This window comes from Streptomyces sp. NRRL WC-3618, assembly GCF_001280005.1.
Classification (GTDB): domain Bacteria; phylum Actinomycetota; class Actinomycetes; order Streptomycetales; family Streptomycetaceae; genus Streptomyces.
This window is the reverse complement of record NZ_LGDW01000096.1, coordinates 1-26,914: the sequence shown is the minus strand read 5'-3', so window position 1 is coordinate 26,914 and position 26,914 is coordinate 1. Positions and strand designations below refer to the sequence as shown.

26 protein-coding genes and 3 pseudogenes are annotated in these 26,914 nt (G+C 68.4%); 5 read left to right on the top strand and 24 right to left on the bottom strand.

Going from position 1 to position 26,914, the window contains the following annotated elements:
• The first annotated feature begins 262 nt into the window (after positions 1–262).
• A complete protein-coding gene (locus ADL01_RS12230; protein ID WP_053741975.1) occupies positions 263–1,246 on the top strand; it encodes a TolB family protein in 984 nt (327 codons plus the stop codon).
• Here ADL01_RS12230 and ADL01_RS12225 read toward each other — a convergent pair.
• From ADL01_RS12225 to ADL01_RS12210, 4 genes are all read right to left on the bottom strand, one after another.
• A complete protein-coding gene (locus tag ADL01_RS12225) occupies positions 1,234–1,824 on the bottom strand; it encodes a hypothetical protein (protein ID WP_053741974.1) in 591 nt (196 codons plus the stop codon). The genes ADL01_RS12230 and ADL01_RS12225 overlap by 13 nt on opposite strands.
• 176 nt (positions 1,825–2,000) lie before the next feature.
• Positions 2,001–2,390 (bottom strand): DUF1963 domain-containing protein, encoded by a 390-nt coding sequence (locus ADL01_RS47230; protein WP_267889916.1) that lies wholly within the window; start codon positions 2,388–2,390, stop codon positions 2,001–2,003.
• 8 nt (positions 2,391–2,398) lie between these two features.
• Entirely contained in the window at positions 2,399–2,800 is a 402-nt protein-coding gene (locus tag ADL01_RS12215; protein ID WP_063783510.1) for a hypothetical protein, read from the bottom strand.
• A 650-nt stretch (positions 2,801–3,450) separates the two neighbouring features.
• Positions 3,451–3,888 (bottom strand): hypothetical protein, encoded by a 438-nt coding sequence (locus tag ADL01_RS12210; RefSeq protein WP_053741973.1) that lies wholly within the window; start codon positions 3,886–3,888, stop codon positions 3,451–3,453.
• Between the two features lie 225 nt (positions 3,889–4,113).
• Between ADL01_RS12210 and ADL01_RS45320 the strand changes: the two genes are divergently transcribed.
• Entirely contained in the window at positions 4,114–4,569 is a 456-nt protein-coding gene (locus ADL01_RS45320; protein WP_199834811.1) for a hypothetical protein, read from the top strand.
• 134 nt (positions 4,570–4,703) lie between these two features.
• On the opposite strand, the pseudogene ADL01_RS46070 reads toward ADL01_RS45320, so the two are convergent.
• The 6 genes and pseudogenes from ADL01_RS46070 to ADL01_RS12180 form a co-directional block, all read right to left on the bottom strand.
• Positions 4,704–5,116, bottom strand: a pseudogene (locus ADL01_RS46070) (GNAT family N-acetyltransferase); the annotation flags it as partial.
• Positions 5,117–5,318: 202 nt separating this feature from the next.
• Positions 5,319–5,948, bottom strand: coding sequence for a DUF4360 domain-containing protein (locus ADL01_RS12195; protein ID WP_053741972.1), 630 nt, complete (start codon positions 5,946–5,948; stop codon positions 5,319–5,321).
• A 512-nt stretch (positions 5,949–6,460) separates the two neighbouring features.
• Positions 6,461–6,589 (bottom strand): annotated as a pseudogene (locus tag ADL01_RS41795) (CoA-transferase); the annotation flags it as partial.
• Between the two features lie 60 nt (positions 6,590–6,649).
• Positions 6,650–7,603, bottom strand: coding sequence for an MBL fold metallo-hydrolase (locus ADL01_RS12190; RefSeq protein ID WP_078960475.1), 954 nt, complete (start codon positions 7,601–7,603; stop codon positions 6,650–6,652).
• On the bottom strand, positions 7,600–8,595 hold the full coding sequence (locus ADL01_RS12185) for a fumarylacetoacetate hydrolase family protein (RefSeq protein WP_053741971.1): 996 nt from the start codon (positions 8,593–8,595) through the stop codon (positions 7,600–7,602). The genes ADL01_RS12190 and ADL01_RS12185 overlap by 4 nt, the downstream gene beginning before the upstream one ends.
• Positions 8,596–8,597: 2 nt before the next feature.
• Positions 8,598–10,049, bottom strand: coding sequence for an amidohydrolase family protein (locus tag ADL01_RS12180; RefSeq protein WP_078960474.1), 1,452 nt, complete (start codon positions 10,047–10,049; stop codon positions 8,598–8,600).
• Between the two features lie 199 nt (positions 10,050–10,248).
• Here ADL01_RS12180 and ADL01_RS12175 point away from each other — a divergent pair, with 199 nt between their 5' ends.
• On the top strand, positions 10,249–11,115 hold the full coding sequence (locus tag ADL01_RS12175) for a LysR family transcriptional regulator (RefSeq protein WP_053741969.1): 867 nt from the start codon (positions 10,249–10,251) through the stop codon (positions 11,113–11,115).
• A gap of 193 nt (positions 11,116–11,308) precedes the next feature.
• On the opposite strand, the gene ADL01_RS12170 is transcribed toward ADL01_RS12175, so the two are convergent.
• The 11 genes from ADL01_RS12170 to ADL01_RS44650 form a co-directional block, all read right to left on the bottom strand.
• On the bottom strand, positions 11,309–12,217 hold the full coding sequence (locus ADL01_RS12170; protein ID WP_053741968.1) for a hypothetical protein: 909 nt from the start codon (positions 12,215–12,217) through the stop codon (positions 11,309–11,311).
• Complete coding sequence (locus tag ADL01_RS12165; RefSeq protein WP_053741967.1) at positions 12,214–12,438, bottom strand: hypothetical protein; 225 nt, start codon at positions 12,436–12,438, stop codon at positions 12,214–12,216. The genes ADL01_RS12170 and ADL01_RS12165 overlap by 4 nt, the downstream gene beginning before the upstream one ends.
• Positions 12,439–12,486: 48 nt before the next feature.
• The gene (locus ADL01_RS12160) at positions 12,487–12,792 is read right to left on the bottom strand and encodes a hypothetical protein (protein WP_053741966.1); all 306 of its coding nucleotides are present in this window, start codon (positions 12,790–12,792) and stop codon (positions 12,487–12,489) included.
• A gap of 902 nt (positions 12,793–13,694) precedes the next feature.
• Positions 13,695–13,949 carry a helix-turn-helix domain-containing protein gene (locus ADL01_RS12155; protein WP_234354603.1) on the bottom strand — a complete coding sequence of 85 codons (255 nt, stop codon included), beginning with the start codon at positions 13,947–13,949 and terminating at the stop codon, positions 13,695–13,697.
• 68 nt (positions 13,950–14,017) lie between these two features.
• The gene (locus tag ADL01_RS46065; RefSeq protein ID WP_053741965.1) at positions 14,018–14,341 is read right to left on the bottom strand and encodes a tyrosine-type recombinase/integrase; all 324 of its coding nucleotides are present in this window, start codon (positions 14,339–14,341) and stop codon (positions 14,018–14,020) included.
• Between the two features lie 170 nt (positions 14,342–14,511).
• On the bottom strand, positions 14,512–16,038 hold the full coding sequence (gene ltrA / locus ADL01_RS12145; RefSeq protein ID WP_234354602.1) for a group II intron reverse transcriptase/maturase: 1,527 nt from the start codon (positions 16,036–16,038) through the stop codon (positions 14,512–14,514).
• Positions 15,938–16,318, bottom strand: coding sequence for a reverse transcriptase N-terminal domain-containing protein (locus tag ADL01_RS46060; RefSeq protein WP_234354601.1), 381 nt, complete (start codon positions 16,316–16,318; stop codon positions 15,938–15,940). Before ADL01_RS46060 ends, ltrA begins: the two co-directional genes overlap by 101 nt.
• A gap of 523 nt (positions 16,319–16,841) precedes the next feature.
• Positions 16,842–17,462, bottom strand: coding sequence for an SMI1/KNR4 family protein (locus ADL01_RS12140; protein ID WP_053741964.1), 621 nt, complete (start codon positions 17,460–17,462; stop codon positions 16,842–16,844).
• 266 nt (positions 17,463–17,728) lie between these two features.
• On the bottom strand, positions 17,729–18,010 hold the full coding sequence (locus tag ADL01_RS12135; RefSeq protein WP_053741963.1) for a hypothetical protein: 282 nt from the start codon (positions 18,008–18,010) through the stop codon (positions 17,729–17,731).
• A 186-nt stretch (positions 18,011–18,196) separates the two neighbouring features.
• Positions 18,197–20,131 carry a hypothetical protein gene (locus tag ADL01_RS12130; RefSeq protein ID WP_053741962.1) on the bottom strand — a complete coding sequence of 645 codons (1,935 nt, stop codon included), beginning with the start codon at positions 20,129–20,131 and terminating at the stop codon, positions 18,197–18,199.
• A gap of 336 nt (positions 20,132–20,467) precedes the next feature.
• Positions 20,468–20,617, bottom strand: a complete 150-nt coding sequence (locus ADL01_RS44650) for a hypothetical protein (RefSeq protein WP_159049511.1) — start codon at positions 20,615–20,617, stop codon at positions 20,468–20,470.
• Between the two features lie 552 nt (positions 20,618–21,169).
• Here ADL01_RS44650 and ADL01_RS12125 point away from each other — a divergent pair.
• Together ADL01_RS12125 and ADL01_RS12120 are read left to right on the top strand one after the other, a co-directional pair.
• The gene (locus ADL01_RS12125) at positions 21,170–21,391 is read left to right on the top strand and encodes a hypothetical protein (RefSeq protein WP_053741961.1); all 222 of its coding nucleotides are present in this window, start codon (positions 21,170–21,172) and stop codon (positions 21,389–21,391) included.
• 12 nt (positions 21,392–21,403) lie between these two features.
• The gene (locus tag ADL01_RS12120) at positions 21,404–23,779 is read left to right on the top strand and encodes an XRE family transcriptional regulator (protein WP_053741960.1); all 2,376 of its coding nucleotides are present in this window, start codon (positions 21,404–21,406) and stop codon (positions 23,777–23,779) included.
• 158 nt (positions 23,780–23,937) lie between these two features.
• Here the strand turns inward: ADL01_RS12120 and ADL01_RS46055 are convergent.
• From ADL01_RS46055 to ADL01_RS12115, 3 genes and pseudogenes are all read right to left on the bottom strand, one after another.
• A pseudogene (locus ADL01_RS46055) lies at positions 23,938–24,156 on the bottom strand (IS6 family transposase); the annotation flags it as partial.
• A 74-nt stretch (positions 24,157–24,230) separates the two neighbouring features.
• Entirely contained in the window at positions 24,231–24,776 is a 546-nt protein-coding gene (locus ADL01_RS44645) for a hypothetical protein (RefSeq protein ID WP_159049510.1), read from the bottom strand.
• Positions 24,777–24,962: 186 nt separating this feature from the next.
• Complete coding sequence (locus ADL01_RS12115) at positions 24,963–26,762, bottom strand: hypothetical protein (RefSeq protein WP_053741959.1); 1,800 nt, start codon at positions 26,760–26,762, stop codon at positions 24,963–24,965.
• Positions 26,763–26,914 lie beyond the last annotated feature (152 nt).

Genomic DNA, 26,914 nt, shown 5'->3' with positions numbered 1-26,914 from the left:
CGGATCATCAGGGAACACCCCTGAGCGAACCCTGACCGCGCCCCTACAGCTGATGGGGGGTCGGGCCATGTTTCGTCATGTCACCCGGCCCGCTATTGCACAGCTGTGACGGCGAGCGCACGGCTCCGTCACCGTCGGCGGGAAGACTTCGTCGTACAGCGAAGGGCAGCAAGCCGAGCGGACCGGTTCAGGTTCCGGGGACGGCGGGCGGTTCCCGCGAAACTCTGGTCGCAGGTCAATCACATCCCTGGGGGGAATCTAGATGTCCGCTCGTGACCGTCGGAGCGCCGCAGCCGTCATCGCCGCAGGTGTTGCCGCACTGCTCACCCTGTCCGGCACGGCCGCCACCGCGATGCCCGCTGCGGCCGCTCCCTCCTCCGGCGGCCATGCCAGGAGCAGCGCCGCGATGGTCGCCGCAGCCGTATCCGCCCACACGCTCACCGTGCCCAGGGGACTCACCACCAGCGACGGCACCCGCCACATTGTGGTCAACGGCAAGTTGGTCGACTTCGGCACCGTCGTCCGTGACCTGGCCTGGAACCCCAGCGGCGGCAAGGCCGCCTTTATCGACGGGCACGGCAACCTCGTCGTCTCCAACCCCGACGGCAGCCACCGCGTCATCGTCGCCGCCAACCCGGGTGGGCAGACGTGGTCCCACCCCACCTGGCAGGTGGCCGCCGCCGACCGGGCCAACCAGATCCCCGCGAAGAACAACCTCATCTTCTCGGCCAAGATCCACGGCAGCACCGTCCTGGAGGGCGTCAAGGCCACCAGCAACCACGGCAGGCCGACCAGGATCAGCCTGAACGGAGAAGGGGACGGCAACATCCCCCAGACCAACAACACCTGGCCGAATGTCGGCGGCAGCTACGGCTCATCCGTCTACGAGAACACCCACACCGGCGAGGTCTACATCCGCGACGACTACCTGCGCCAGCAGGGCGGTGCGCTGACCAAGGGTTCCGAACCCGCTCTCTCCCCCGACAACGAGGAGGTCGTCTTCGTCCGCTCCGTCCACGGGCACGACCACCTCTTCGTCGAGGACTTCGGCGGCTCCACCAACACCGTCAAGGACGTCACCCCTCACGCCACGACCGACTGCACCGAGCCCACCTGGTCACCCAACGGCAAGACCATCGCCTTCCGCGCCCCGACCGGTACGTACACCATCACGAAGAGCGCCCACGGCTTCGGTAGTCCCGTCAAGGTCTCCACGCACACCGGCCTGCCCACCTACCGCGGCTGACCGCCGCCGCCCAACCTGCCCCCGGAGCGGGCGAGTTCGGCCTGCAGTTCCGGCAGGTGCTGGTCGGCCGTGTCGTGCGGCAGATACTCGACCACGTCGAGAAAACGGAACAGGACCTTGGTCTTGGTGACGCCGAACTCGTAGTCGCCGTACCCCACCACGGCACCCATCTGCCCACGAACGGCGCCCCGGACGACATGCGCGGTCATGTCGTCCGGGCTTTCGGCTGTCAGCCCCCGCCGCGCGTTGGGGCGAGCCAGGTACGGGCAGACCATCGAGGCGTAGAGCATGCACGCGCGGTGCCCCGGACCTTCCAGTGTGGCCGCCATGTTGCGGTAGGGACGCCCGGCAGCAAGCGCCTCACGGATCGCGGAACTCTCCGCAGCACCGACCACCCGCCACACAGGCCCCTTGGGCATCAGGGTGTTGCAGACGGAACACAGACGCTGACGCGCGCACTCTGCGCTTCGCCCGTAGTCGGTGAGCGCGAACTGGGGTTCGTCGCCTTGCCACGGGGTGATGGCGGGCACGGGATAGCCACGGCTGTCACGAGGTCTGGCCTCGACGGTCGCCGGCATGGGAACGGAGTCGAATCGCACACCTCATGGTCGACCACCTGACCGCCCACCGCGACGGTTAATCAGGTATTGGCAGCGCGGTGTCCGTGTCCCACCGGAATGGAGAGCCTGGCCGTACCCGACTGTTCTTGAGTGCGCTTGGGAATGGTTGACGAAATCCCGCCTGATCTTCGTGATCAGGCGGGATTTTCGTCGTTTCCGGGGGCTGTTCGATTGTCCCGGTCTTCGGCCAGAACGAGGGCCTCGCCGTCGTCCAACTGCCCGTCGAAGTAGAAGAACAGCAGCGTTCCCGCCTCGGGAAGATCGATGTCCAGCACGGCCGCCGGCAGACGCGAGCAGTCGATCGAGGCGACGAAGGAGAGCGGACCATGCCCCTCCCACACCGGCCACTCCGCGCTGGCAGGCAAGGAGGGAAGACCACCGAGGCGACCCACAGCGTCGTCCGTGTCCGTTGCTACCTCAAGACGTATGCCAGCGCGAAGCAGACCGAGCCACTTCTCAGCATCCTCGGGGGACAGGTCCTGCAAGGCGAGGGATCGAAGGGCTTCTGGGGAACCGTGTGTCATTCGCCCGATCATGCGTCGCCCAGGAAGCCACCGAGCAGGGAACCGAGCGGAATGGTGCACTGGTTGAGCATCATGCTGGTTGCCACCACCCTCCCCAGGAGATGGGGAGGGCAGTACATCTGGCGGAAGCTGCCCAGGATGACGTTGCACGAGACGATGCCGACACCGATCACGAAGGCGCCGGACGCGAAGAACAGCAAGCCCGCCCCGCCAGACGCCAGCGGCATGAGCAGCGCCCACGGTCCGGTGAGCATCTGCATCACCAGCATTCCGCGAGCGGTGCCGAACCGGCGCCCGATGGATTTGGCGAGTGTTGCGCCCGGGATGCCCCCGAGGCTGCCTGCTATCAGAACCGGCCCAACCGTTCCGGGGGTGATTCCGACGGTGCGGACCAGGAAGACGACCTGCACCGCCTTAGCCCATCAGCGGGGACGCGGCCGACAACGGATTCGTCGTCTACCGCGGGCTGTGCGTCGCCGGCCTCGGAGCTCCGAACGGCGACAGCATCTGCCCGGACAGGTTCATCGTCCTCGGACACCACCGGTGGGCCGACATCATCGAGGCCGCCACCGCGTACATGGATCGCGTCCACAACTGGCGGGCCCTGCACCTCTATCCGGGCGACGACCCGACGGAGTTCATCCCCTGCATCCCGCGCGCCGTACTGACGTGGGCAGTGTTCTTACGGCACCCGCACCCTTGTGCGCGCTCGGTCAGTGACCAGGGGGCGTGGGGAGCTGTACCCATGCGCTGCGGTGAGCGGCAAACCCGCAGGCTCGTCGGCCCGGGAAGACATCGCCCGCCATGACGAGCCCGTAGGCGAGCCATGGGACTTTGACGACGACCAAGAAACACGGCGTCGTCTGCTGCGGCTTGCAGCGCTTTTTCTCGACTGACACCACCCTGCCCAGGGTCTCGCCGTGAGTAACCTACTTCCACCCGTCGGCGGAGGCGATTGCCGAGGTCACTAGTCTGCTGGCGCCCAAAGACGCCCGCCGCTGACGCGACGCCCGGGCGTCCTGGTGGTGCTCACGACGTTCCTGGCGACGTCCTGCTGCTCTCATGTGTCCAGCAGCCATGAGGCTCGTTGTTCGTCGACGCCTCCACGCCATCCTGCGAGTGGCAACGTGATGTCCGAGCGTGGCGCGCCGCGTAGCCTGCGGGATGCGGTGTGCCTCTCTGCGGTGGGGATGAATCGGTCCCACATCGGCGGCAGGGCTGGGCTGGGAAGCACCCCGATCTCGGCAAGTCCGATGAGGATGCCGTACCGCTGATACTTGTCAGTACCGGACACGATCTTCGCCCGCGCGACTTCCTTCTCCAACTCGCTCGGTCTCATCCCTGTCGGCGCTGAGCGGATGAGACCGAGCAACGCGCGCATCCGTTCGCGATCGTCCTCTTCCGGCCGAGGCAGCCCTTCTGCTGCGGCGGCTTCCAGGTCCGGCAGATAGTGCTCGCGCGCGACATCCTCGACTCCCTCATCGGACGCCCGCTGCACGCCCAGGCCGTCCCTTCGCGCTGAAGGCGATGAAGCCGGATCAAGATAAGTCGTTGCTGCTCCTCAGCGACACAATCAGGCTTCTTCTGGCAGGACGGGACGCTGAGATGGGGGGCATTCGGACAGTTCCAATACCCGACTCCACCGTTAGGCACCAGCGACTCAGGATTCCGTGCCGAAGTCGAGAGCGAACAAACTCTCGCCCGCGGCGAGCACTACCTCGCCATGGTCGACGCCCACGCACACACCGAGCTGACCGGCCCGGCCGCCGCCGAAGCGGCCCGCCGCCTCGAAGACTTCGGCCACCGGGCCCGCTTCCAGGGAATCGTCGTCACTGATGAACGGCGCCTGAAACGGATCATGGAACGGGAAGACCCTGCCGTCTATCCCGGCACCTACATCACCTGCGTCCATGACCACAGCAAGGCACTCTGCGAACGGGCCCGCAGAGGCCGCTCCGAGGGGCTGCCCGATCACGGCCAATGCCAACCCCTCGCCTGCCGGAACGTCGCTCTGACCAGTAGCAACACTGAAGCCTGGCAGTCAGAACTCGACCGCATCGACCGACGCCTGGCCGCACGGCCGCCGCTGCCGCCCCTCATGCAGCACCGCCTCGCGTCACGACGGGCCGAGATCACAGCGTTCCTCACTCGCAACACCAGCAACCCGGAGACCGCATGACCCGCCGCGCCGACTCCCCCGCCGAATCCCGGGGCCGGGCAGCACTGGACGAACTCCGCCGGGCTTTCTCCGGATGCGGCCGACATGGGGTGGGGAGGCCGCTTGCGGCCTCCCCACCCCATGTCTGGATCAGTCCAGGTCATGTTGATCGTGCGTTCGAAATTGACGTATCCGACGGGCTGGAAGGCGTTCGCCATGGGAATGTTGCCAAGATCTGTGGCCGCCGGATGCGCGGAACGTCCTGCGCGATGAGGATGCGAGTGCCTTCGGCAAGGATCTCGTCGATGTAGCCGTTGGCCCGGTGCGCGGGGAGTACGGCGAGGTAGCCGATGATGGGGTTGTACTCGTTGCGGGCAGGAGTGACGAACCCCACCGGTTCGCCGTCTGGCAGCGTCGCGATCCGCCACCATTCCCGAGGACTCCGATAGTGCGCGAGTTCATCCTCATAGTGCCTGGCCGCCGCCTCGCGGGCGGACATCCGGGTCAGGTCGTCCCTGCTGTGCGCGTCCGGCGTCCCGTCCAGGACCTGAGTCATCAGGGTGAGGATTCATGACGAGGCTCACGAGGCCGACCGCGCCCTCAGAGGCATGCCCGTGGGTCCCGTGCCTGGCAGGTACATCGCCACCCACAGGCCGAGCCGCCTCCGGGCGGTGCGCGGCGAGCCGCCGATCGGAGCGACCGGCCGGGGGCACCGGCCGGTCACGGCCCTCCGGGCAGTCAAGGCGCCGAGCCTCACGTTGCCCCGGGCGTCAGCACCGCTTCCAAATGAGCCGGTAGGAGGCGCCCGGGACGTCCGTCGAACCCATGGTGACCACGCTGGCCCGGTTGCCAGAGCCGGCGCGCACCTGCAGGGATGTGTTGACGTTGAGGTACCGCTGCGAGCCACACGGTGCCCAGACCAGCCGGTTGTCCGGCACGCTGTCGGACACAGCCCAGTCATCCTGGTACGGCCCCGTCAGCGGGTGGGACTGGAAGACGTCGTCCGTCGTCCCCTGGAAGTAGTAGTCGGACTTGATGGTGGCGGTCGCGCGCGCGGGCAGCGAGGCGTAGCCGCGGTAGTCAAGCCCGAAGAGGGCGTAGGTGTAGGACGCCGGGGCTTTGACGTCCAGGACGAGCTGGCAGTTCTTCCGCGCGTCGGCCGGTCCGGCATTGCCACCGGCCTGGGCGGTGTAGGCGTCGTACGTCACTGTGAGCGTGGAGTTGTCGGGGGACACCGTGGCACCAGCCGTGCCCGCCGGGCACCCGGAGCCGTTGATCGTCTTGATCACGACCTCGGCCCCCTCGGCTGGCGCGTCGGCGGCCGCCGACCCGGATTGGGCCGACAGCAGCCCGAGGCATAACGCCGCCAGTGCTCCGCTGGTGGCGAGAAGACGAGACATGACTCTCCAATCGCAGTACGGCTGGTGACGGAGTCCCACAGGCATGACGCGGGGCGGCCGCCCTCACCCGCTTCGGCCGACCGGAGCGGGTTCGGGCATCGGTGCATGCACGGCGGCGGAACTGTCCGTACGGGGTCGGGCGACGGTCGTGCGGTCATCACCGCGGGAAGCGGGCCCCCGGGGTGGGAGCGCGCCCACTATAGGGGGAGCCTGCCACCTGCGAAAGAGACGAGTGCGGCGCAACCTCCGGACCAGCCGCCGGTGGACCCCGTAGCGGCGCGACAGTTCGTGGATCGACAGCTTCTCGGTACCCGAGTCGTGGCGGATCGCTGCGAAGAGCTCAACCTTGGTTCTCGGGCCGTCCATGCGAGCCCCCTGCCTTTCGAAAGCACATCGATGCTCCCACCGCAAGGGCGCTCCTGGGGCCACTTCTGACGAACACTCAAACCACGATCAAGCCCGTGGGGCCAGAGGACTCGTTCCGCTGGAGCCAGAGAAGTCGTTCACAGCCGGCCCTGGGTGTGGAGGGCGCGGATGAGGACGTCGGGGACGCCGCTGAGGCCGAAGCCGCCGACGGCCAGGGAGGCACCGTCGGGGATGTCGGCGACCGCCTCGGCGGCGGTGTCGCGGACTTTGTTCACGTGCAGCCTTTACGGGTGATGGTGGGGCGATGCGCGCTTCGTGAGGCAGGACGGCGCCGGTCAGACCTGGCTGTGGAGAGGGCCCGAGTTGTAGGTGATCGCGTCGGCGAATGCCTGGGGCAGGTCGAAGGGCTGGCCGGTGGTGTCGGCGTAGGCGCGGTGCAGGTTGAGGACGATGCGTTCCGCGTCGGGCAGGTCGGCGAAGAGGCCGAGGCGGCAGGTGCGCGCCGCTTGCAGGGGTGTGAGGCCGTCGCGCAGGCCGGCCTGGGCTGTGATGTGTACGAGTCGGTAGTACGCGCGGTGCTGGTCGAGCACCGCCGACAGGGCGTGTGCGTCGATGACGGGGCCGTGGCCCGGCACCACGTGCTCGGGTGCGAAGGAGGCGATCCAGTCCAGGGAGCGCAGGGCACCGTCCAGGGAGCCCATGAACACCAGCGGGGTGACGCGGTGGAAGAGCAGGTCTCCGGCGAACAGCACGCGTTGTTCGGGGAGCCAGGCGATCAGGTCGCCGCTGGTGTGCGCGGGGTGGCCGGGGTGGTGGAGTTCGATCGGATGGCTGTCGCTGTGCAGGGTGAGGGTGGTGCGGATGGTGAGATCCGGGGCGCGCCGGGTGACCGCGCCCCAGTCGGGCACGGGCTGCCAGATCGGCGGGCAGCCGTCGATGACGGTGTCGGTCAGGATGCCTTCGCGGGTGGTTTCGTGCGCGATGACCACCGTGGTGCGGGGCAGCAGGCTGTTGCCGTGAGTGTGGTCGCCGTGCAGGTGGGTGTTGACCAGGTAGCGGATCGGTGTGCCCGGTGTCGCCCGGTCGACGGCGCCCAGCAGGTCCCGGGTGCGGTTCTCGGTGGCGCAGGTGTCGATGAGGACGGTGTGGTCGTCGGTGACGACGAACCCGGCGTTGTTGATCCACCAGGAGCCGTCGTGCTGTATCCAGGCGTACACGCCGGGGGCCACGGCGTGCACGGTGCCTGCGGTGTCTGGCGCGTCCGGTGCCGGGCTATGGGCCGGGATCATCGGCGGTCTCCGTGGGGTGCGAGGGCGTGCGGGTGCGAGGTGGCCCGCAGATCGCCGATGGGGCGCGCGGCGCGCTCGGTCACGCGGCAGGTCTGGGTGCCCAGGTGCTCGACGCTCAGGGTGACGGTGTCTCCCGGGGCCAGGGGAGGGTGGGCGTCGAGTCCGTGGCGTCCCCACAGTTCGGCCAGGCAGCCGCCGCCGCAGGTCCCGGAGCCGAGGATGTCGCCGGTGCGGACCTCGGTGCCCCGCGAGGCGTAGGCGATCATCTGGGCGTAGCTGAAGGCCATGTTGCTCCACATGTCCTCGCCGACGACTCTGCCGTTGACGGCGGCCGTCATCCGTAGGCCGTAGGCGTTGCCTGCGCGGTAGGGCTCCAGTTCGTCGGGGGTGACGAACAACGGGCCGAGCGTGGTGGCGCTGTCCTTGCCCTTGGCGGGGCCGAGGCGAACCTGCATTTCCGTGAATTGCAGGTCGCGCGCGGACCAGTCGTTCATGAGGACGTATCCGGCGATGTGGGACTCGGCCTCGTCGACGCTCAGGTCCCGACCGCCTCGGCCGATCACGGCGGCGACCTCCAGTTCGAAGTCGAAGCGCGCGCAGCCTGGTGGGATGCGTACGTCGTCCTGCGGGCCCTGGATGGCGTAGGGGTTGGTGAAGTAGAAGGCCGGAGCCTCGTACCACTGCTCGGGCGGGCCGGTCTCTGGTCCGCCCAGTCTGGCCACGCCCGCGATGTGACTCTCGAAGGTCATGAAGTCCCGGACGGTCGGCGGCTGGGGAATCGGTGCGCGCAGCCTGAGCGAGGCGTAGGGGTGCACGGCGTGAGGATCGCGCAGCGCGTTGTCCGCGGCGTCGTGCAGTCGCTGCGGGTCGTCGAGCAGGTCGATGAGACGGATACCGGGTGGGAGCGCGTGGACGAGGTCGTCGGCGTCGAGTACGCCGACGCCGTTGCCATCGCCGTTGCCGTCGTTTTCGGTGTAGGTGACGAAGCGCATAACTACTTTCCAGGCTGCTGGTGTTCCGGAGTCGCCTGGAGCTCCGACGACATACGGGCGATGAGGCCCCACCCCTCCGGAGGGGTGCCGGGCAGGGGGCGCCCGGCGGCGGCGAGCCGGCCGAGGACCGTTTCGGCCGAGGCGTCGGCCCGTGCCGTCAGGGCCGGAAGGTCGGTGCCGGTGAGTCGGCCGTCGCGCTTGGCGAAGCGGCCGGCGACCAGGACGTGGCGGACGTCGGCGGGGGTGGTCTGGAAGACGAGGGTGCCGGCCGGGTCGAGGTGCGGGTGCTGGGACATGCCGGCCCCGCCGGTCACGATGATGTCGGCCTGCTTGCCGGGGGTGAGGCTGCCGATGCGGTGATCGAGTCCGATCGCCTCGGCCGCGTTGACCGTGGTCCAGGCCAGCGCCTCCTGCGCGGTGACGGTCACGCTCGTGGGGTCTCCGCCGGCGAGGTTGAGCGCCTCGGTGTCGGCCCAGCGTTGGAAGGACAGGCCCATGCGGGTCTGGGTGAACAGGTCACCGGTGTTGAGGGAGACGACGTCGCAGGACAGGGTCGGTTTGATGCCGTGCCGGCGGGCGGCGGCAAAGGCGGGGCGGCCCATGCCCATGTTGAGTTCGGTCTCGACCGAGATCGACAGCTTGGCGCCGTGGTCGGCCAGCAGGCGCCACTCCTCGTCGGTGAGGGTGTTGCAGTGCACGTGGACCTGGTCCGGTCCGAGCAGGCCCGCCGCGGCGAATTCGCGCACACCGCTCGGCAGTGACCACACACAACCGGTGTGCGTGACGATCAGCGCGTCCCGTTCGCGGGCGGCGGTGATCTCGGCGCGGGTGGCGTCGAACGGAAGCGTGCCGTACTCGGTGAGCGCCACCCCGAGGGTCACCAGCGAGTCCCGGCTCGGGAAGTGGGTGTCGGCGACGCGCCCGAAGTCCGCCAGGCGCAAGGCGTGGTCGGTGAAGTGCGGCGGCTGGATCGGGTTCGACTCGAAGAAGCCGTAGCCGAACACCGCGCGGATTCCCGCGTCCCGCAGCCCGGTGATCGCGGCATCGGCGTGCTCGGGCGTGTTGTTGCAGTGCGAGAAGTCCAGAATCGTGGTGACGCCGGAGTTCAGGGCGTCCAGGGCGCCGAGGTGATTGCCCAGGTGGACGTCTTCGGCGAGGTAGGCCGGTGAGACGCCGAGCCGGATGCCGAACAGGTAGTCCGCCAGGGTCCAGTCGGCGCACAGGGCGCGCAGCTGCGTCTGCCAGGTGTGCCGGTGGGTGTCGATCATGCCGGGCGCCACGATGTGCCCCGTGACGTCCACCGTCTCCGCCTCCGTCTCGTCGACGGAGAGGTCCGGTGCCACCGCGGCGATCACACCGTCCTCGATCAGCACGTCACCGCGGGGCAGGTTCCCCAGTTGCGGATCCATGGTGAGGACGGTGCCGCCGCGCAGCACAACGCGATGCCGAGTCATGATGACTCCTTCGTCATCCGAGCCACAGAGGCAAGTGCCTCTCGTGGACTCACCTCACCAGAGGAGCACGCCGGGGATCATCAGCCGAAATGGTTGTGAACCGGCCGTGTCCGAGGTGTTGACGGCCCGGCCTCCTCTGGCGTAAACGGAAGCACCGGCAATGCGGGCGGTACGGAGCGGGAGGCACGGAGGCACACGCATGGACATCCGGGCGCTCCGCTACGCGGTGACACTGTCGGAGGAACTGCACTTCGGCAGGGCCGCGCAGCGGCACTACATCAGCCCCCAGCCCTTCGGCCGCCACATCCAGCGGCTGGAACGGGAACTGGGCACCAGGCTTTTCGAACGCACCAGCCGCCGGGTGACCCTCACCCCTGCGGGCGAGCGGCTGATCGCCGAGGCCCGGTCCCTGCTGGACACCGTGGACTCCCTCACCGAACACCACCACCACCGCGCCGCCGACGAAAAGCTCCTCACGCTGGGCGTCCTGGGATTCGGACTCGCCGAACGCTGGCCGGACCTGACCGAGGCCGTGCACAGCCAAGAACCCGCCGTCACCTTCTCCTACGCCGAACTGGACCTGGCCGACCAGTACGAAGCGGTCCGCAGCCACCGCGTCGACGTGGGCATCGTCCAGTACGCCGGCCCCGTCGACGGGCTCGTCTTCGAGCCCGCCCTGACCATGCCCCGGGTCGTGGTCGTCCCCGCCCGTTCCCCTCTCGCCGACGCCAACCGGCTGACCGAGGCCGACGTCAGTGACAGCCCGTGGCTGCCCACCGCCCTCGCGCATCCCGCGCTCGAAGCGTGGTCCGGCCCCGCCGCCGACGGGTCCCACCACCGCGGCGCCCTGCGTCACCCCGCCGCCATACCGGGAGCCGTGGCGACAACCGGCCGTATCGCCTTGCACGCCGAGGCAGCCGGCCGCTTCTACCCACATCCGGACGTCCGGTTCGTTCCGTTCGACGGACTGCCCGTGGAGATCGCGGTCGCCACCCGCACAACCGACGACCGGGACGCCATCGCCGCCGTCCGCCACGCCACGCGCCTTCTCGGCGGAGTCCGGTAAGTCGGCCGGAAGATCCGCGGGATTCTTCAGCCAACGAGTGCTGTAGCCGGTTCCGAGAACGTGGCGCAGGGATCGAACAACGCCCCCTGTCGTGATGCAGGCCGCGACGGATTCCCGTGCTGATACGGGGGCAGAGCCAGTAGATGTCCGGCTCCTCGGCGAATGGCAGCCGAGGCGGTGATCGTTTCGCCGATCAACGGATCCTTGGCAGGGCCTTGTCCGGGTGCGCGGCGTGTACGTCCTTCACGGCGATGCTGGGGTAGATGCCGAAGAGGCGGACGAGGTGGACCGGATCGGCGGTCTGCCGGGCCTCGTCCAGGATGCGGTCGGCCCATACCTGCCGTGGCAGCAGCCCGATCTGGTCGAACACGGCCCGCATCGCGCAATAGCTGATCTGCGGGGAGGCCGGGTGCCGGTAGGTCTGGGAGGTGCTGAGCAGGTGCGGGTTCGTGGCCTGGGGCCAGCGGCGGCGGCGCTCGCGCAGCCGGTCGGCCGCCAGGTCGATGCTCAGGTCGTCGAGGTGGACGAGGCGGATGCCCTCACCCCGGCGCACCGCCAGTGTCCGGCGGGCGAGGTCGGGGTCGGCCAGGTCGAGCCGGACGACCTCCACGGCACGCACGGCGTGGATGGCGACCAGACCGACGATGAGGCGCGCGGCGGGACCATCCAGCCGGTCCAGGGCCCCGGCCAGCCGATCGCTGGACAATGGCCGCGGCAGGTGTACTCCAGCGGGCAGCTGCAGCCCGGCCGTGGGGTTGAGGAAGATCAGTCGCTCCTGCTTCAGGGCCCGGAAAAAGCTGCGCAGCACGCTGAGCAGCCCGCGGGCCACGTTGCCCTGATGGCGGGCGAGTTCGCTCGTGATGTGATCGGCAGTGACCTGCCGCAGGTCCAGCCCGGCCGCCGTCCACAAAGTCAGGGTCGGCCAGGCGATGCGCAGGTAGCGACGGATGCGCCGGAAGCCGGCGGGGGTGTGCCGGTAGCGGCCTTGACCGTGCAGCGCCCGCACCCAGGTGCTCAGCTGGTCGGACATCGGAGCGGGAAGCCGAGCGATCCGCGTGTGCAGGGCCTGCTCGTCGTACCGGTCGCGCCGTTCCTGACTCAAGTCCGGTATGTGCGGGAGTACTTGGTGTTGGACGTCGGTGAGCAGCTGCCCGGGTTCTCGGAGAGTTCGTCCGCCTCCAGCAGCGCGTGCGCGTGGAGGAAGGAGATGACACGGCGCGTGGCGGCGGTGCCGGCCGCAACGGTCCCGGCCAGGGAACGTACGTCGCGCTCGGGGATCGGCACGTGCGGCCCCAGCCGGGCCAGCAGAGTATGCAAGACCACGGCCGCACCGCCCGGCACGTTGCGTTTGTCGGCGAGCCAGGACCGCGGTTAGGCGGCGGTGAAGGTGCCCAGCAGCTCCTGCGCCGGAGCCGGCAGTGGGGACAACGGGGGCAGCGCAAGGACGCGGGCGCGCTGCTTGCGCTGCCAGGTCCGCGGCATCGAGAACAGACAAAGCTGCCCCGGGCCTACCGGCATAGCCACCGTCTGTCCCTCCGGGCAGGGAGTCGTGCCGGGCCGGGCGCGTGAACGAGAGGCTGGGCCGGACCGGTTGTGCACGACGAACCCCAGCTCCCCGGCCCGCCGCTTGAGCTGGTGCGCGAGCGGTCCGGCGAAGGCGAGTTGCGTGAAGGACATCGCCGCCGACTTCGCGCACGTAGGTCAGACAGGCGCGGCAGATGCCCTCCTCCGTGTGCAGCGGCAGATCGTCCCGCCGGTACCTCGGACATCGGTCCGCCCGGTAACGCTCACGATTGTTCCGCCATTCGCGACAGCCACGGCACCGGGTCGCCGTAACGCCCCAGCACGCACAGTCCGCGCAGGAACGCACCGGACAGGCCGCCGGGGGCGGGGCCGTGCGCGGCCTCAACATCCCTGCCCGCGCGAGCAGTTCAGCGGCGGCAGCTTTCAACGGCAACTGCACCTGATCGAGCATCTCCTGCGCGATCAGTTCCTCCCCCTCGGCATCCCGGATTGCCGGCGCACACCTGATCAGCCGCAGCACCATCTTCGGCCACGTCCCGCTCAGCCCCGCGTTCGCCGCCCGCTGCCCGGCGAGCGCCTGCAGGACCTCCTCCTCCGGCCACGTGCGGCCGCTGATCCGCCGGGCATCGCTCCGCTCCAGGCGCCGCCGGACCGGAAACAACGTCAGTTGGCCGCGCATCACCGCGGGACAGATCCTGGGGTCGTCGACCAACTGCCGCGCCTCGCGCGGCCGCAGATAAGGAGTGGCCGCACCTCGGGGATGCGGCAGGTTCCGCGCACCCTGCTGCCCCAGACCCAGCACGTAGATGTGCAGCTGAGTCGGCCCCGGGAAGACTGCCTCGATGCCGGCCCGGATCTCCTCCCGCACCGCGATCACGCACGGACGGCACAGTCCGTCACCGTCCACAGCCCCGACCCGGCAGCACCGCAGACACCGCCCCGTCTCCCGGTTCTCCAGCCAGCCACGACAGCTCCAGCACAGCCCGTCCACAGACGCGACACGCCCCAGTCCAGGCAGAGCCCACACTGCCGCACCCTCACTGCGGCCCCCACCGTCAGTTCGGCGGCCGCAGCCGGCGCGGGCCGTCTCTGCGCGGCACCGGCCGCACCGGTCCCGCCTCGCTGCCGACCGCCCGCTGTTGCCCCTCCTGGCCCCCGACGGCAGCCACCGGCTCGGCCTCCATCAGGTCGGCCACCGTGCATCCCAGCGCCGCGCAGATCTTGTCCAGGTCCTCCAGCCGCACCGTCACCGGAGTGCCGCCCCACAGGGCGGCGACCTTGCTCAGCGACGGCGTGAAGCCCACCTTCACGAACGCCGCCTACAGGTGGACCGGCCGCCAGATGTCGCTCTTGGCGGCTGCCCAGCGCAGATTCCACTTCACCGCAAACTCCCCTTATCCGCGACCAGCCGCTGTCCGGCCCGCGCTGCCGACTGCAGCCAGCGGTCCCCCTGTTCGGGATCGGCCTGGGCCGTTGCCAGGTAATTGACCGTCGTAGTCGTCCAGATATGTCCGAGCATCCGCTGTACCTCCCACAACGTCATGCCGCGCTCGTAGTTGTGGATGGCGCACGCATGCCTCAGCAGATGCGGGAACAACTCCGGTACCGGCCCGGGCAGATACAGCCGCGATGCCGACTGCAGCGCCCGCCGGAACGTCGCCGGGACGATCGCCGGAGCGATCGGAAGGTTCAGCGCCGCCACCGGCTTCGGCAGCCGCTCGGAGGGAAACAGCGGCGCCGCGGGATGCTCCGGATCGTCCTGAAACAGGCCGCGGACCTGTCGGGTAGGCCCCGCCCCTCTCAGGACGAGGCCCCCCTCAGAACCGTGCGTGCGCCTCGTCGACGCACACGGCTCAAGCAGATCCCCAGGGCTTACATGCAGGTATTCCTCTCCGGGTTCGGACCACCATCGCGAGCATGGAGCTGGCGGTGGCATTCTGTGTGGATGAGGACCAAGTTCGAGCGGTCATCCGATCCACCTCGGCTTCGGTACACGACGTGATGCCTGTTGAGGGTTCGGGCTTTCGCGTCGAACCAGCGTGCCCATTCGCGCACGTCATCCGGCTCGTAGCCCGCGCCCGCGATCAAGTCCAAACCGCACAGAGGGCATAGCCCTTTCTGTCGCGCAGCCAGGTAGACATTGGGACCGTCTGCCTGTGGATGCTTGCGCTTCCGCGTGCGGTTGGCCCAGTACTCCGAGAGGCTGGCATCATCCTTCGATGCTGTCCCCTTCACAGGAATGTGCCTCACAATCCTGGTCCACGCGAACTTGTACAGGTACCTACTCGTGTCCTTGTCGCCGAATACCCAGCGGTCGTTCCGCTGAGGATGGAACTTCCCCCAATAGCGGTCCACGATCCATGCCTTGGACTTCTTGGGGTGGCGCCATCGGGCCCACTTCCACGTCAACCGCCATACATGATGGTCGAGTGAGGCGAAGGTCTCCGTGGAGACAACTCCTCTGTAGTAGGTGGCCCATCCCTTGATCAGGGGGTTCAGGCTTCTGACGGCCTGTTCGACAGGAGCCCCCCGAAGGGCCTTGACCCTTGCGTTCATCTCCCGCTTGATCCTACGGATGGAGTCCCGGCTCGGTTTGATGATCAGCTTGCCGTCGTACTTCCGAACGTTGAACCCTAAGAAATCGAAACCGTCTTCGAGCTTGACCACTCGGGTCTTCTGCTCGTTGAAGGTAAGCCCTCTCGGCGACAGCCATCCAGAGAGCACGAGCTTCACATTCTTCGCTTCCTCTTCCGAGTGGCAAAACACTACGAAGTCGTCCGCGTACCGCACCGGGCGAGGGAACTTCTGGAGCGTCACATGATGCATTCCTGTTCGGCGCCCCAAAGCCTCCTCCATGCCGTGCAGCGCGACGTTCAGTAGCAGCGGACTGATCACACCGCCCTGAGGAGTTCCCTCCTCGGTGGGCGCAAACCGTCCCCTGTCCATCACGCCGGCCTTCAACCATCGCTGGATTGCGTCCCTGGCGGGGAAGCAACCCATCGTCCCTAGCAGATGCTCATGGTCGATTCGGTCGAACGCGCTCGCGAGGTCAGCGTCCAGCACCCAGGGTTTCCGCGACTTGCGGGTCGAGACGGTCCGGAAGATCTTCTCGATCGCATCGTGGCATCCACGCTCAGGCCGAAAGCCGTAGCTGGCCCCTTCGAAGTTCGCTTCCCATTCAGGCTCAAGAGCATTCTTCACCCTCGCCTGCTGGGCTCGGTCCCTCAGAACAGGAATACCGAGCGGCCTCATCGCACCATTCGCTTTAGGGATGTATACCCGGCGAACAGGCTTGGATTTAGAGGCCGAGACAGAACCTAACTCCCTCACCATCCGCCCTCGGCGCAGACGGATTGAGAGCCTTCTCGCCATCAATTCCCGCTGTTCGTCGTCCGACACTCTGCATCGTCACCCTTTTCACGCTGACGAGCGTGTTCGAGTGAGATTTGAGCATCAGTCGCTGAAGATTGCGAACTCTCTTGAGGTCGCCATCCTGCGTAGCCTTGAAGATTCTCTTCCGAAGACGCCGTACGTGCCCCTCTGCTTCTGGCCAGTTGACGCTGTGCCAGTACTGCGCATCGGAGACGTCCAGAGCTCCATTCGCTGGCTCACGATCGAGGGAGGCGATTGCCGCATCCCTCGCGCTTGCCGCGTCCAATTTGCACCCCGGTGCTGACATCTCGCTTCGCCTCTTCAAAGATCCACCTGACCCACGTGGGTTCCCTTTCGGGCCCGGCCATCGAGGTCGGTATCTGCCCGGTTATGCGCAGCGGATGAGGCTCCGCGGCCTGCGCTTTCCCGTGAACTTTCGTCCTGGCAGCGTTCGCTTCTTGGGTCATCCTTCCCCGCACAGGAGTTCACCGTCGTTGCCTTCGGCCTACCGGCTGCAAGACCGGACCTGTACGGGATTTCCATGTTCCACTCCACTCAGATGCGCTCAAGGAGGGTGCCTCCTATACTCCGGGGCCAGTGGTAATCGAGCCGCCTGCAAGAAGGGGCAGGTGGCCACCTTGCGCTTTCCAACGCCAGGCCCTTCAGCCGCCGAACAAATGCCATTGCGCGACCTTGGTATGACGAAGCCTCATCGGAGGTTCACTTGCGTTCACCCACTTGAGCTTTCCCGCGCCTGTTGGCGTTCTCCAAACTTCGCCGTGTCTCATGAGACACGGGCTGTGAGGATCTCGGTTCCGAGTCCCGTCGCTTCAGCAGTCTGTGGCTTGCGACCACAGAGGGTGCCGGGCCCTGGCCCGGGGGCCCCAGGGGGCGCTTGCGACGGTCGCCGGGGAGATGAGCCCCAGAGCGCCGTTGTCCTTGCCGTCCCGCATGTGATCCAGCCAGCGTTCGTACCAGGAGAGGAAGTCCTGGGCCGAGGAGACGTTCGGGGGCCGGAAGCCGTCCGCGTTCCCGGTGAGCATGCGGCCGGTGAGGGGGCCGGTCACACCGATGAGGCATAGGTCGGTGCAGCCCATCTCGATAATGTGGAGGAACAGGTCTCCTTGCAGCGCGTCCGGGTGGCTCACGTGATGGAATCCCCGCGGGGTGCCGTCCGGCGGCTGCCGGTCCATGGTGTACAGCCTGCACTCCTCCAGCGGAAGCAGACCGTGGAAGGGGCCGGCACCGCTGCCGCCAAGCTCGACAAGGAACTTTCGGTAGGCCGACGGCAATTCGATGTGGTGTTCGCCCTCGAAGGCGTCCGCCTGCGCAGAACTGATGCGCGGCCCAACGCGAAACGCGTGACGCTCTGCGCCCCCCGAGTGGCTGCGCTGCACCTGGTACGAGACCTTTGCCAGCTTGGAGCGTATGCGTGCTATGCGGGAGTCCATTGGAGGATCTCTTCTCTCGTTCGCCGTCACTGAAGTGGTCCGCCCGAATGAGACATCTCCGGATGTCTGGAGAACCATAGACCTTGATCTCGTACGCCCACGACGGACTCGGCGGCAGCTGCGTCACGGGCCGCGCGAGGGCGACGTCCACGGGCCACTCCACACCGTCAGCCTGCACCTTCGTGACGCCGGCCGCCTGCTGGCGTACTCCCGCACGGCCAGCAGACGGCCCGGCGGCACAGCTGCTGCGGTACACCGGCGAGAGCTCAGGCCGGAGTGGCCTCCTTCTCCCGCGGCTCGGCCTTCACCAGGGCGGCGAGCGGGGAGCGGCGCACCGCGGTGGGTCGGCGCACGTCGGGCACCCGGCCGAGGCGTTCGAGGAGGCGGATGACGGCGGCCGACAGGCAGACCCGGCCGCGGTCCGCACCGTGCCGGGCGCCGGCCGGGTCGGCGTGGTGGAGGGTGTGCCGGCTCTCCCCGACGGAGAGGGGGCCGACGGCCACAGGCTGGTGGCCCGGTCGTGGCGCCGCGTGCGGAACGGGCGCCATCCGGGGCTCCTTGACCGTGGTGAAGGCCGCTGGAAGAAGATGCGGCCGGGGTCACGGCTGCCCGGCGAGGACCGGATCCAGGACGGATCCGAGCACCGTGCGGCTGGGCACCGGTGCGGGAAGGGGCCTCGCTCCGGCCCACCGAAACTCCCCCGCGTCCCGGAACGCGGGGGCCAGCGGCGGGGCTCAGCGCACGGTGACGGCGGCGGTCGTGGCGGAACCGTTGGTCCAGGCGTACCGGTGGGCGGTGACCTTCACGGTGAGTTTGTGGCCCTTGTCGGCCCTCACCGGGACGTACGTGGACTTGGTGGCGCCGGTGATGGCCGTGCCGTCGCGCTTCCAGGCGTACGTGTAGGAGGTGGCGGCCGGGGACCAGGTGCCGTGGGCGGCCGTCAGACGGGTGCCGACCTTGGGTGTGCCGGTCACGACGGGGACCGTGGTGGGCTTCAGAGCGGGGCCCACGGTGACGGTGACGGCCGTGGAGGTGGAGGTGACCGCTCCCGCGCGGTTGGTGACAATGGCCCGGCAGGACACCTTGTGGGTGTAGTCCGTGGACGTGAGGGTGCGGGTCTTGCCGGTGGCGCCGGAGACGGTCTTGCCGTCGCGCAGCCAGGACCATGCGACCGAACTGCCGTAGCCGGTCCAGGCGGCGGCGCAGGTGAGCTTCGAGCCGGTGCGGGCGGTCCCGCTCAGCGTGGCCTTCGAGGTGATCTGCGGCTTGGCCAGCAGGGTCTGCGACTGGGTCCACACCTGGGAGGTGTAAGAGGCGGGTGAGGCGTACACCGCCTTGCGCCACACCACGGTGGCCCGGCCGTCGGGGCCCGCGGCCACCTCGCCGGACAGCGCGGCCGTGTTGGGGACGGCGGGGACGGGGACACTGCTGAGCGCGGTCGCCGTCCTCCAGGTGCCGTCGGCCCGGACCGCCCACTGAAGGTAGTGGTCGTCGCCGTTGTCGATGCTGGGCGTCTGCGGCCACACGGCCTGCACGGTGCCGTCGGCGCCGATGGAGGCGGACACCTCCGCGTTGACGTATCCCGTGGACAGCGTCTTCGGCGCCGACCAGGCGCCGGTGCCCGCGCTCCGGGTGACGGCCCGGACGACGTACTCACCAGCGGTGCTGCTCCAGCCGGCCCACACATAGGTGACGTCGCCGTCGGGAGCGGCCAGGGGCTCGCTGGTGTCGCTGGATCCGAACGCGGCCGTCACGGTCTGCGCGGCCCCCCAGGCCCCGGACGGGGCGGTCCGGGTCGCGGACTTCAGGTCGCCGCCGCCGTCGTTGCCGTCAATGTTCGTGCGCCACAGGACGGTGGTGGCGTCCTTGGCGTCCATCGTCACCTGCACGTGGCCGGACGTGTCGTCGGTGCCGGGCAGGACGGCGGCGCTGCTCCAACCGCCGCCCGCCGAGGCCCGGGTGGCGGTGGTGACGGCGTGGTCCCCGGTAAAGAAGCCGTACGCGTCCCAGGCCGCGCTGGCCGCACCGTCGGGAGCCACCGTCACCGAGAGGTCGTAGATGTAGCCGCTGGAGTTGGACCCGAGGGGCTCGGGCGCGGACCAGCTCAGGGCGCCGGGGGCGCGGGTCGCGGTCATCACCTGGTACTGGAGCGAGCCGTCGCCCTGCGTCCATACCGCGGTGAGGGTGCCGTCGGCCGCGGCGGCCAGACGGGCCGGGGACAGGTACGAGCCGTCGTACGCCGTGAGCGGTGCCGGGGCGGACCAACTGCCCTGGGCGGGGTCCCAGGTCGCGGCGAGGTCGGCGAGGGCGCCGCTGTCGCCGTCCAGCCAGGTCACCACGGCGTGTCCGTCGGCCGTCACGGCCAGGTCGGCCTCGGCGTTCTTGCCGCGGCCGGTGGCCAGCGTGTGGGGCGCCCCCCAGGTGTTGCCGCCGGCCGGCTTGACGGCCGCCTGGACGTCCCAGGTGGTGGCGCCGGCCGCCTTGTCGAGCCACAGGGCGAACACGGTGCCGTCCCCGGCCGCCTTGACGTCGAACAGGCTCTGCTGGCCCTCGGCGCCGGTCAGGGTGGCGGCGGCGGTCCAGGGACCGGCCGACGCGGAGTATCCGGCGGCGGTCGCGGGAAGGGCGGAGCCCAGTGTCAGCGCGGTCAGTGCGGCGGTGAGTGCCACCGCCGCGGCTCTCGGTCTCCGTGTCGTCAGTACCACGACGGCTCCTGTCTCCGGCGGGCGTGCGGGCGCGCCCAGCAGTGCTGGCGAAAAGCATGAAGTGGGGGGAGAAAGAACCGTGAGTGGGCTTGAGTTGAGGCTCGGGTCGAGACCTGAGGGGGGAGCCGCGCCGCCGCACACATCACGACGGCGTCGATCTGGCGCCGTCGTGATCATGATACAGGCCAGGGGCACCCCCGGCCCGGGCCGGGTCGTCCGGAGGAGGTCAACATTCCGTATCCCCCCCCGCAAACCGGCGAGAGCCGCCGCGGGCGCCCGGCCCCGGCGGTCGCCCCGCCGCTACTTCAGGCCGATCTCCGCGCAGTCCGCCGCGTACTTCGGGGTGTGGATCTCCTTGACGGTGTAGACGCCGTCCTGGAGGACTTCGTGAAGCGTCTTGAGGCCTCCCCTGCCGAGCGGCCGCAGCTCCTGGCCGGCCGGCTCCGACACTGACCGCCACCCAGAGCCCCTCGCCGAGGAGGGGGGATCCACTGGCGAGCCCCTGGGTAGCGGTCCGGAACTCGGCTGCGTCTTGATGCTCTGGCAGGGCCGCGCCAACGGCCCTGCCGGGTGGTGTGCGTCCGGACCGTCGAGTTCCGTTCGCAGGGGCACGGCATTGTTCGCGGCTGTGTTCCCATCCCGATTATGCGCCTGTCTTCGTTTCTTCAGGGGGCGCGATTCTTCGCGTTGACCGTCGGGCGGCGGGACTGGGCACCCGTGTGTGCTGACCTGCAAGGAAGGTCTGCATTGTGACTTTTTCAGTTCCGCACGGACGTCCCGAGGCTTTTTTCAGCGGGAAACGCATATCAGATCATAAGGAGCAATGCCCCCATACTCGCGGACTGGTTGGCGGCTCGGAGACAGGGCAAGGTGAAGGCCTGCCCGTCGCCCCAGGCACATGGCGGCGAACCATCCCGCAGCGCCAACTGCGGGCAGTGCAGGCAGAGATGCGTGCGCAAGCACGTTCGGACCGTCGACCCTCTCCGCATACAGGAGGCACTCATGGTGCATTCGCAGGAGTCCCATCGCCCCGACTGGTGGCCCTCGTTGTTCCCTGTCCGCATCGTCGTGGTGATCGTGGTGGCCGTGGTCACCGTTCTGCTGACCCGTAACGGCTACGACCCGAACACCGCCCTGGTCCTCATCGTGCTGGTGACCACCACCGCATTGGACCTGGCCCAGCGCGTCACTGTCCTGCCGACAAAGCCCGCGCACGGCCAGTAGGAGGGCCCCAGCATGTCCCAAGGGCAGCGCGGACGTCCGCAGCGTGAGCTCGACACGTCCGTTCCGGCCCTGGCGGAGCTCGCGCAGCAACTGCGCGAGCTCCGCCGCCGTGCCGGACTCACACTCAACGACCTCTCCGCTACCGTCAACTGGAGCCCCGCCTCCCTCAGTACCGCCACCACGGGCAGGGATCTGCCGCGCTGGGAACTAGTGCAGGCCTGGGTCCTCGCATGTGAACCGGATGCCAACCTCACGCTGTGGCGCAGCCGTTACGACAAGGCCGCCCTCGCGACTCAGGTGGCGCACGATGCCGGGGGCGGCGGGGACAGGTCCGTCATCGGACAGGTAGACGAGATCCCCACCGCACCCTCCGCGGCCAGCGAACGAAGCGCTTTTGTGCCGCCGCGAGGGCCGAGCATCGGGCTCGAGTCGTCGGCACCGCCCGACACTGTCCCGGCACCGCCGCATCCTGGCAGCGGAACCCTGCCGGGCTCGATGGCCTCGGACCAGTCACCAGGACCGGATTGGCACGCTGCGTTGGAACAGGCCGCATGGCGGTCCCTGACCCCTCAGTCACGTGTACGGGGGCTCGTGGCGCATCCGGCGCCGGCCCCCGTGCGCTTCGCCACCGTTCCGGCCGACTTCATGGACCAGGAGGAAGCAGCCTCGGACCTCCGCGGGCAGTACAGGGACATCGCCGAGATCTTCGCTCTGGTCCCGGCAGGGCGCCTGCTCATTCTCGGTGAGCCATCGAGCGGCAAGACCCAGATGGCGCGCCATCTGGGCGAACAGCTGCTCGCATCGAGCAAGGGCCCGTCGAATGGCTCCCTGCCCGTCAGGTTCTCCCTCAGTACCTGGCAGCCGGAGCGGCGGCAGAGCTTGCAGCAGTGGATGGCTGCCGAGCTGAACGCCCTGGCCGACCAAGCCCACGGCAGAAAGCGGAAGGAGGCCCTCTTCCACGGTGAACTCGTCAACGTCCTGCTCGGCAAGCGCCAACTCCTGCCCATCCTCGACGACTTCGACCGGCTTTCCCCCATCGAGCGCGGCCATGCACTGGACGACCTCAACCACCTCCCCGTTACTGCCCAATTCGTGGTGGTCAGCGGCTACAGCGAGTTCACATCCGCCGTAGAGCAGACTGACACGGTCATCACCGCCAGCGCCGGCATCCGGCTTCAGCCCCTGAGCCTCGACGACCTGGACGGCTGGCTGCAACGCAGCTCCCGCTCCGAGTCCTGCGCCCGTTCCAAGGCCCAGGACTGGACTGCCGTGATCACAGCACTGCGCGCCCAACCTGACGCACGAGCCACGCGAGTCCTGTCCTCGCCCCTGCTCGCGGGGGCGGCCCGGAGGCTGTATACCGACGGGCGGGCGGACCCGCGCGAACTGATCGCCGACGGCGTTAGCGTAGAGACCCTGGAACACCGGCTGGCCGGCTACCTCGTTGAGCAGGCTGCGACGGGACGGGAACCGCTCAGCCCACCGGACTCCCCCCAGCGTGAGCGGCAGCGCCGGGCCCGCGTGTCAGCCCTGCACCTGGCACTGGAACGTATCGCCATGTATGAGCTCACCAGAGGCAGAGGAGTCCGCTCTCTCTCTGACCTGTACCGCTCGCGCCCCCGCGGCATTCTGTCCTCCATCGTGCAAGGCGCCGTCCTCGCGCTGTGCGCCTACGCGTACTTGGCAGCTCTCACGCTAGAGCCCGACTACACCACGTACTCATACGAGAGCACTCCTGCAGTGAGCGGTACGACGAAATTCACCTGCTCGCTCCTGACGGGCCTGCTGAGCTACGCCTACCTGCGCAAGGAATCAATCCGGGGCGTGATCCCGGCAGATCTACGGGAACTGACACTCGTCGTGCGAGCCTTCCTGGCAGCGATCCCCGGAATCGTCTGCCTGGGCCTCAACCTGACCGCGATCAACGAAGGCCCTTACGACGTCCTCGACGGCTATCTGTTGACTCTCCTCTTCAGCGGCCTGGTGGCCATGAGCCCACTGCTCGCCCTTTGGAAGACCTTGACGCCGGACCGCGCACTCACAGACGGCCTCCTGCTCTTCCTGACGGTGGCCGTAGCGTTGTTGGCCATGGCCGTTTCACCTCCTATCGTGATCATCGGGATCCGCTTCGTATTCCTGACGACCACGACCGGCCAGTGGCTTTCTGCCGCGATCTCGCGCCCTGCGCTCCTGCGCGACCTCAGCCCCGTGCAGCTGCCCGCCGCTCTCACCGGTGCCGCCGAAGTGGGTCTGCTGGAACGCACCTCCCAGAGCTACACCCTGAGCCATGCAGTGATCGCCCGGTACTACCGCAGCGTTCCCCGGCAGTACCGACCGAGCCCAACACCCCGCACCGGCACAAGCCACCCCTGGCGCCGAAGCGAATAGCGGTGATCCGCCGTGGACGGCCATCGACGACGCGGGCGGCGAGTTCCAGGACGCGTGGATCGCCGGTCAGCAGCTTGAAAAGGCTCGGTCCTCGCCCGCAGTGGTGCGCGCCTCCAGTGCGGCCTGCTTCGCGGCCGCGCTGCTCCGCCTCGGATGCACCTCCACGGTTCGCCCGTAATGCGCCCGTTGGCGTAGGTCTGCCCGAACTTGGCGCACCAGCGGCGGATCGTCTCGTAGGAGACGACGATCCAGCGCTCGAGCATCAGCTCTTCGACCTCGCGGAATGACAGCGGGAAGCGGTGGTACAGCCACACGCAGTGGGAGATGACCTCGACCGGGTACCGATGCCCCTTGTACGACAGCGACACTGCCCCCACAGACAGCCCCCTCCAGCACGATCAACCAGAAGATCATCCCACCGGCCAGCCAACGTGACAGTGCCGGCGCGCCTTCAGCCTCCGTTGCGACTGGTGCGGTTCTTTCGTCGGCGTGCGGATTCGAGTTCTCTTTGCAGTTTACTCAACAGAGTCGGGTCAAGATCGAAGTCGTAGGATTCGAGCCCAAGCACATCAAGATCGCGGCGGAGGAAGGTGCCCAGGAGGTTGCGCCAGGCATAGAGGTCCTTGGGCTCAGGTCCTCCTGTCGCCGCCCAATTGCGACAGCATTCACGAAGGCCGAGCAGAGCACCTCGTGTGGTGGCGTCGGCGCAGAGGCCACCCGCAGAGTAGAGCCAGTCGTTGAGCTGCCGGGCCACCTCGTCGGCGACTTGGGGAGTGACCGCGTCCGGGCTAGCGTTCGACAGCGGCGCGAGGGCTCTGTGCGCCTCGGGGTAGGTCGCCATTCGCGATTTGTGGAGTTCGAGTGACCATGCGACCTTGAGATCGGTCAGCCACCTTCGGTGTTCTCTGCGGATCTGTGTCAGGGTCAGGAGCGCGCTTCCGCCTCCAACGAGCAGGGCTACGAGACCTGATACCAGTGCCGTCCTGATTTGCTCCATGCGATTCACCTCGTGCGGGCTTGCGTAGTGAGGCTGTCGGAAACTGGCTTTTGCCTATTCCTCGTTCAGCGTCGCCTCCAGGTCGGCGAGATCTCGCTTGATTTGCTCAAGCTGCTCAGACCTGATCATCGGACCGAACTGCCCGGCTAAGATGTCCAACTCGACCTTGCGTGACCTGGCCAGCAATCAGGGTGTCTGCATTTTCTCGGGTGCGTGGTCCAGGGAGTGTAGGAGCTCTCCAAAGGAGATCTTCTCTTCGTCGTACGCGAACGTTATGGCGCCGGCGAGCGCCGCCCATCTCTCGGTGCTGTGCCCGCAGCGGTCGAGAAGGATCTTCAGGGCGATCTCAGGTTCGTGGCGGGAGAGGAGCTCCTCGGCGGGGATCTGGAGCAGGTGCTCCAGGGTGTGGTGGCGCGAGGTGACGACGGCCCGGTAGAGCTCGGAGCGGGAGAAGTACTCATCGGCGGCGGCGGGGGAGTCGAGCCAGGACTGCAGGACGGACGCCGGGTCGGGGTGCTGGTCGAGTTCGTCGTCGCTGAGTAGCCGCAGCACACCGTCGTCTTCGTCCTCGGCGGCCGGGACGGCGGCCGCCGCGTTCAGGAACCAGTCGGGGCCTTCGGCGTTCTCGGCGATCCAGGCCAGCTCGGCAGGGTGCAGCACGTGGAGGGTCTCGGTGACGGCTGCGTGCGGGGTGTGCGGGTTGGCGGCGAGGACGGCCAGGGCTTGGACCGGGCGGTGCTCGGAGTGGCGTTCCAGGAGCCGGGCGGGGCGGTCGTGGTCGGGGTCGGTGTTGTCGATGATGCGGATCAGGGTCCGGCTCGGCGTGGGAGAGACGACGGCCGGCGGATCCAGGGCAGTGAGCTGAGCGCAGGCACCTGCGAGATGGTCAGGGTTGGCGCTGAGGAGGGCCAGGTCATCGGCGAGCCTCAGGACGCGGCCATCAGAACCGTAGTCGTCGGCTTGACTGTCGGGCGCGCTGAGCAGCCGGCCGCGAGTCACGAGAGCGTCGGTGGCCGCGTGCAGCTGCTCGGTGGCGAGGTCGGCCAGGCGCGGGTTGTTGCGGACGCGGTGGGCGATGTGGTGCAGGGTGCTGCGTGCCGTCACCTGCGGGTTGGGCAGCTCGGTCAGCTCGGGAAAGCACAGGGCCGGGAGGCAGGCCCGCAGCAGGACCTCGCTGAGGGCGGGGTCCGGGTCTGCGGCGGGAGGTTCTTCGGCGGGCGGGTACGAGCCGGCGGCATAGAGCCGGGCGTCTTGCTCAGCGCGGATCTCGGCCTGGTCCAGCAGCAGGTGCTGGACGGCCGCCCCGAAGGTGGGATGTGCGGCGAGCTCCGCCCACCGTTCGGGACACCTGGCCGGCATCGCGCAGGCACTGTTGTCGCCCAGTTCCAGCGACCAGTCCTTCGAGAACGCCGATACGGCCTCCCAGCCCTCTTCGGGCTCTGGGCGGAGCAGGTACGCGGCGAGCGGAGTGAGGCAGGCTTCCAGGACGGCGTCGAACAGTGCCTGCGGCAGGGGCGGGGCCGGCGCGGTCCCATCCGTGCGGGTGTAGCGGTCGAGATCCCAGTCCCGGACGACCCGCTCCACCTCGTGACCGGGCAGGCGGGGCAGGAGAGCGATCGCCGCTTCGACCTGGTCGGGGTGTCGTGCGAGACCGGTGACCAGTCCGGCCCAGACGCGGCGGGTGCGCAGGACGGCGGGCAGGTCGGCGGTGGTCACCGTGCCGTCGGCCGCCAGGGCGGCCAGCATCTTCTCGTCGGTCTGCACCAGGAGCCGGTTCCGCAGCCGCTTGGCAGAGGTCCGGGCCAGCAGCGTGGGCAGGGCAGCTTTGAGTGTTTCCTCCCGCCACCGGTCGGCCTGAAGGTCGATGCCGTGAAGGCTGATCGCCGGGGTGCACAGGGCCTCAACCATCGTCTTGAGGGCTTCCTGGGGGAGGTCCTCGCTCAGCGCAAGATCCCGCCACAGCGGGTACGTACGGGCATTGACCATCCTCGGATCTCTTCCCATGCCTGACCCGCGTCACCGTCCGGTCGCCATCCGTAGAAGCGACCGTACGGCGTACCCGGGCCCGAGCGGGGCGCGATCCGTGAAGTCGACTCTTTGCGCGGCTTTCAGGTTCGCGGGGACTCTCACGGCGATCT

Excerpts from the sequence above, each read along its gene's own strand:
- ADL01_RS12230 (WP_053741975.1), top strand. The coding sequence starts at position 263 with ATGTCCGCTCGTGACCGTCGGAGCGCCGCAGCCGTCATCGCCGCAGGT.
- ADL01_RS12225 (WP_053741974.1), bottom strand. The coding sequence starts at position 1,824 with ATGCCGGCGACCGTCGAGGCCAGACCTCGTGACAGCCGTGGCTATCCC.
- ADL01_RS47230 (WP_267889916.1), bottom strand. The coding sequence starts at position 2,390 with ATGACACACGGTTCCCCAGAAGCCCTTCGATCCCTCGCCTTGCAGGAC.
- ADL01_RS45320 (WP_199834811.1), top strand. The coding sequence starts at position 4,114 with ATGGTCGACGCCCACGCACACACCGAGCTGACCGGCCCGGCCGCCGCC.
- ADL01_RS12195 (WP_053741972.1), bottom strand. The coding sequence starts at position 5,948 with ATGTCTCGTCTTCTCGCCACCAGCGGAGCACTGGCGGCGTTATGCCTC.
- ADL01_RS12190 (WP_078960475.1), bottom strand. The coding sequence starts at position 7,603 with ATGATCCCGGCCCATAGCCCGGCACCGGACGCGCCAGACACCGCAGGC.
- ADL01_RS12185 (WP_053741971.1), bottom strand. The coding sequence starts at position 8,595 with ATGCGCTTCGTCACCTACACCGAAAACGACGGCAACGGCGATGGCAAC.
- ADL01_RS12180 (WP_078960474.1), bottom strand. The coding sequence starts at position 10,049 with ATGACTCGGCATCGCGTTGTGCTGCGCGGCGGCACCGTCCTCACCATG.
- ADL01_RS12175 (WP_053741969.1), top strand. The coding sequence starts at position 10,249 with ATGGACATCCGGGCGCTCCGCTACGCGGTGACACTGTCGGAGGAACTG.
- ADL01_RS12160 (WP_053741966.1), bottom strand. The coding sequence starts at position 12,792 with ATGTCCTTCACGCAACTCGCCTTCGCCGGACCGCTCGCGCACCAGCTC.
- ADL01_RS46060 (WP_234354601.1), bottom strand. The coding sequence starts at position 16,318 with ATGTCAGCACCGGGGTGCAAATTGGACGCGGCAAGCGCGAGGGATGCG.
- ADL01_RS12140 (WP_053741964.1), bottom strand. The coding sequence starts at position 17,462 with ATGGACTCCCGCATAGCACGCATACGCTCCAAGCTGGCAAAGGTCTCG.
- ADL01_RS12135 (WP_053741963.1), bottom strand. The coding sequence starts at position 18,010 with ATGGCGCCCGTTCCGCACGCGGCGCCACGACCGGGCCACCAGCCTGTG.
- ADL01_RS12125 (WP_053741961.1), top strand. The coding sequence starts at position 21,170 with ATGGTGCATTCGCAGGAGTCCCATCGCCCCGACTGGTGGCCCTCGTTG.
- ADL01_RS12120 (WP_053741960.1), top strand. The coding sequence starts at position 21,404 with ATGTCCCAAGGGCAGCGCGGACGTCCGCAGCGTGAGCTCGACACGTCC.
- ADL01_RS44645 (WP_159049510.1), bottom strand. The coding sequence starts at position 24,776 with ATGGAGCAAATCAGGACGGCACTGGTATCAGGTCTCGTAGCCCTGCTC.
- ADL01_RS12115 (WP_053741959.1), bottom strand. The coding sequence starts at position 26,762 with ATGGTCAATGCCCGTACGTACCCGCTGTGGCGGGATCTTGCGCTGAGC.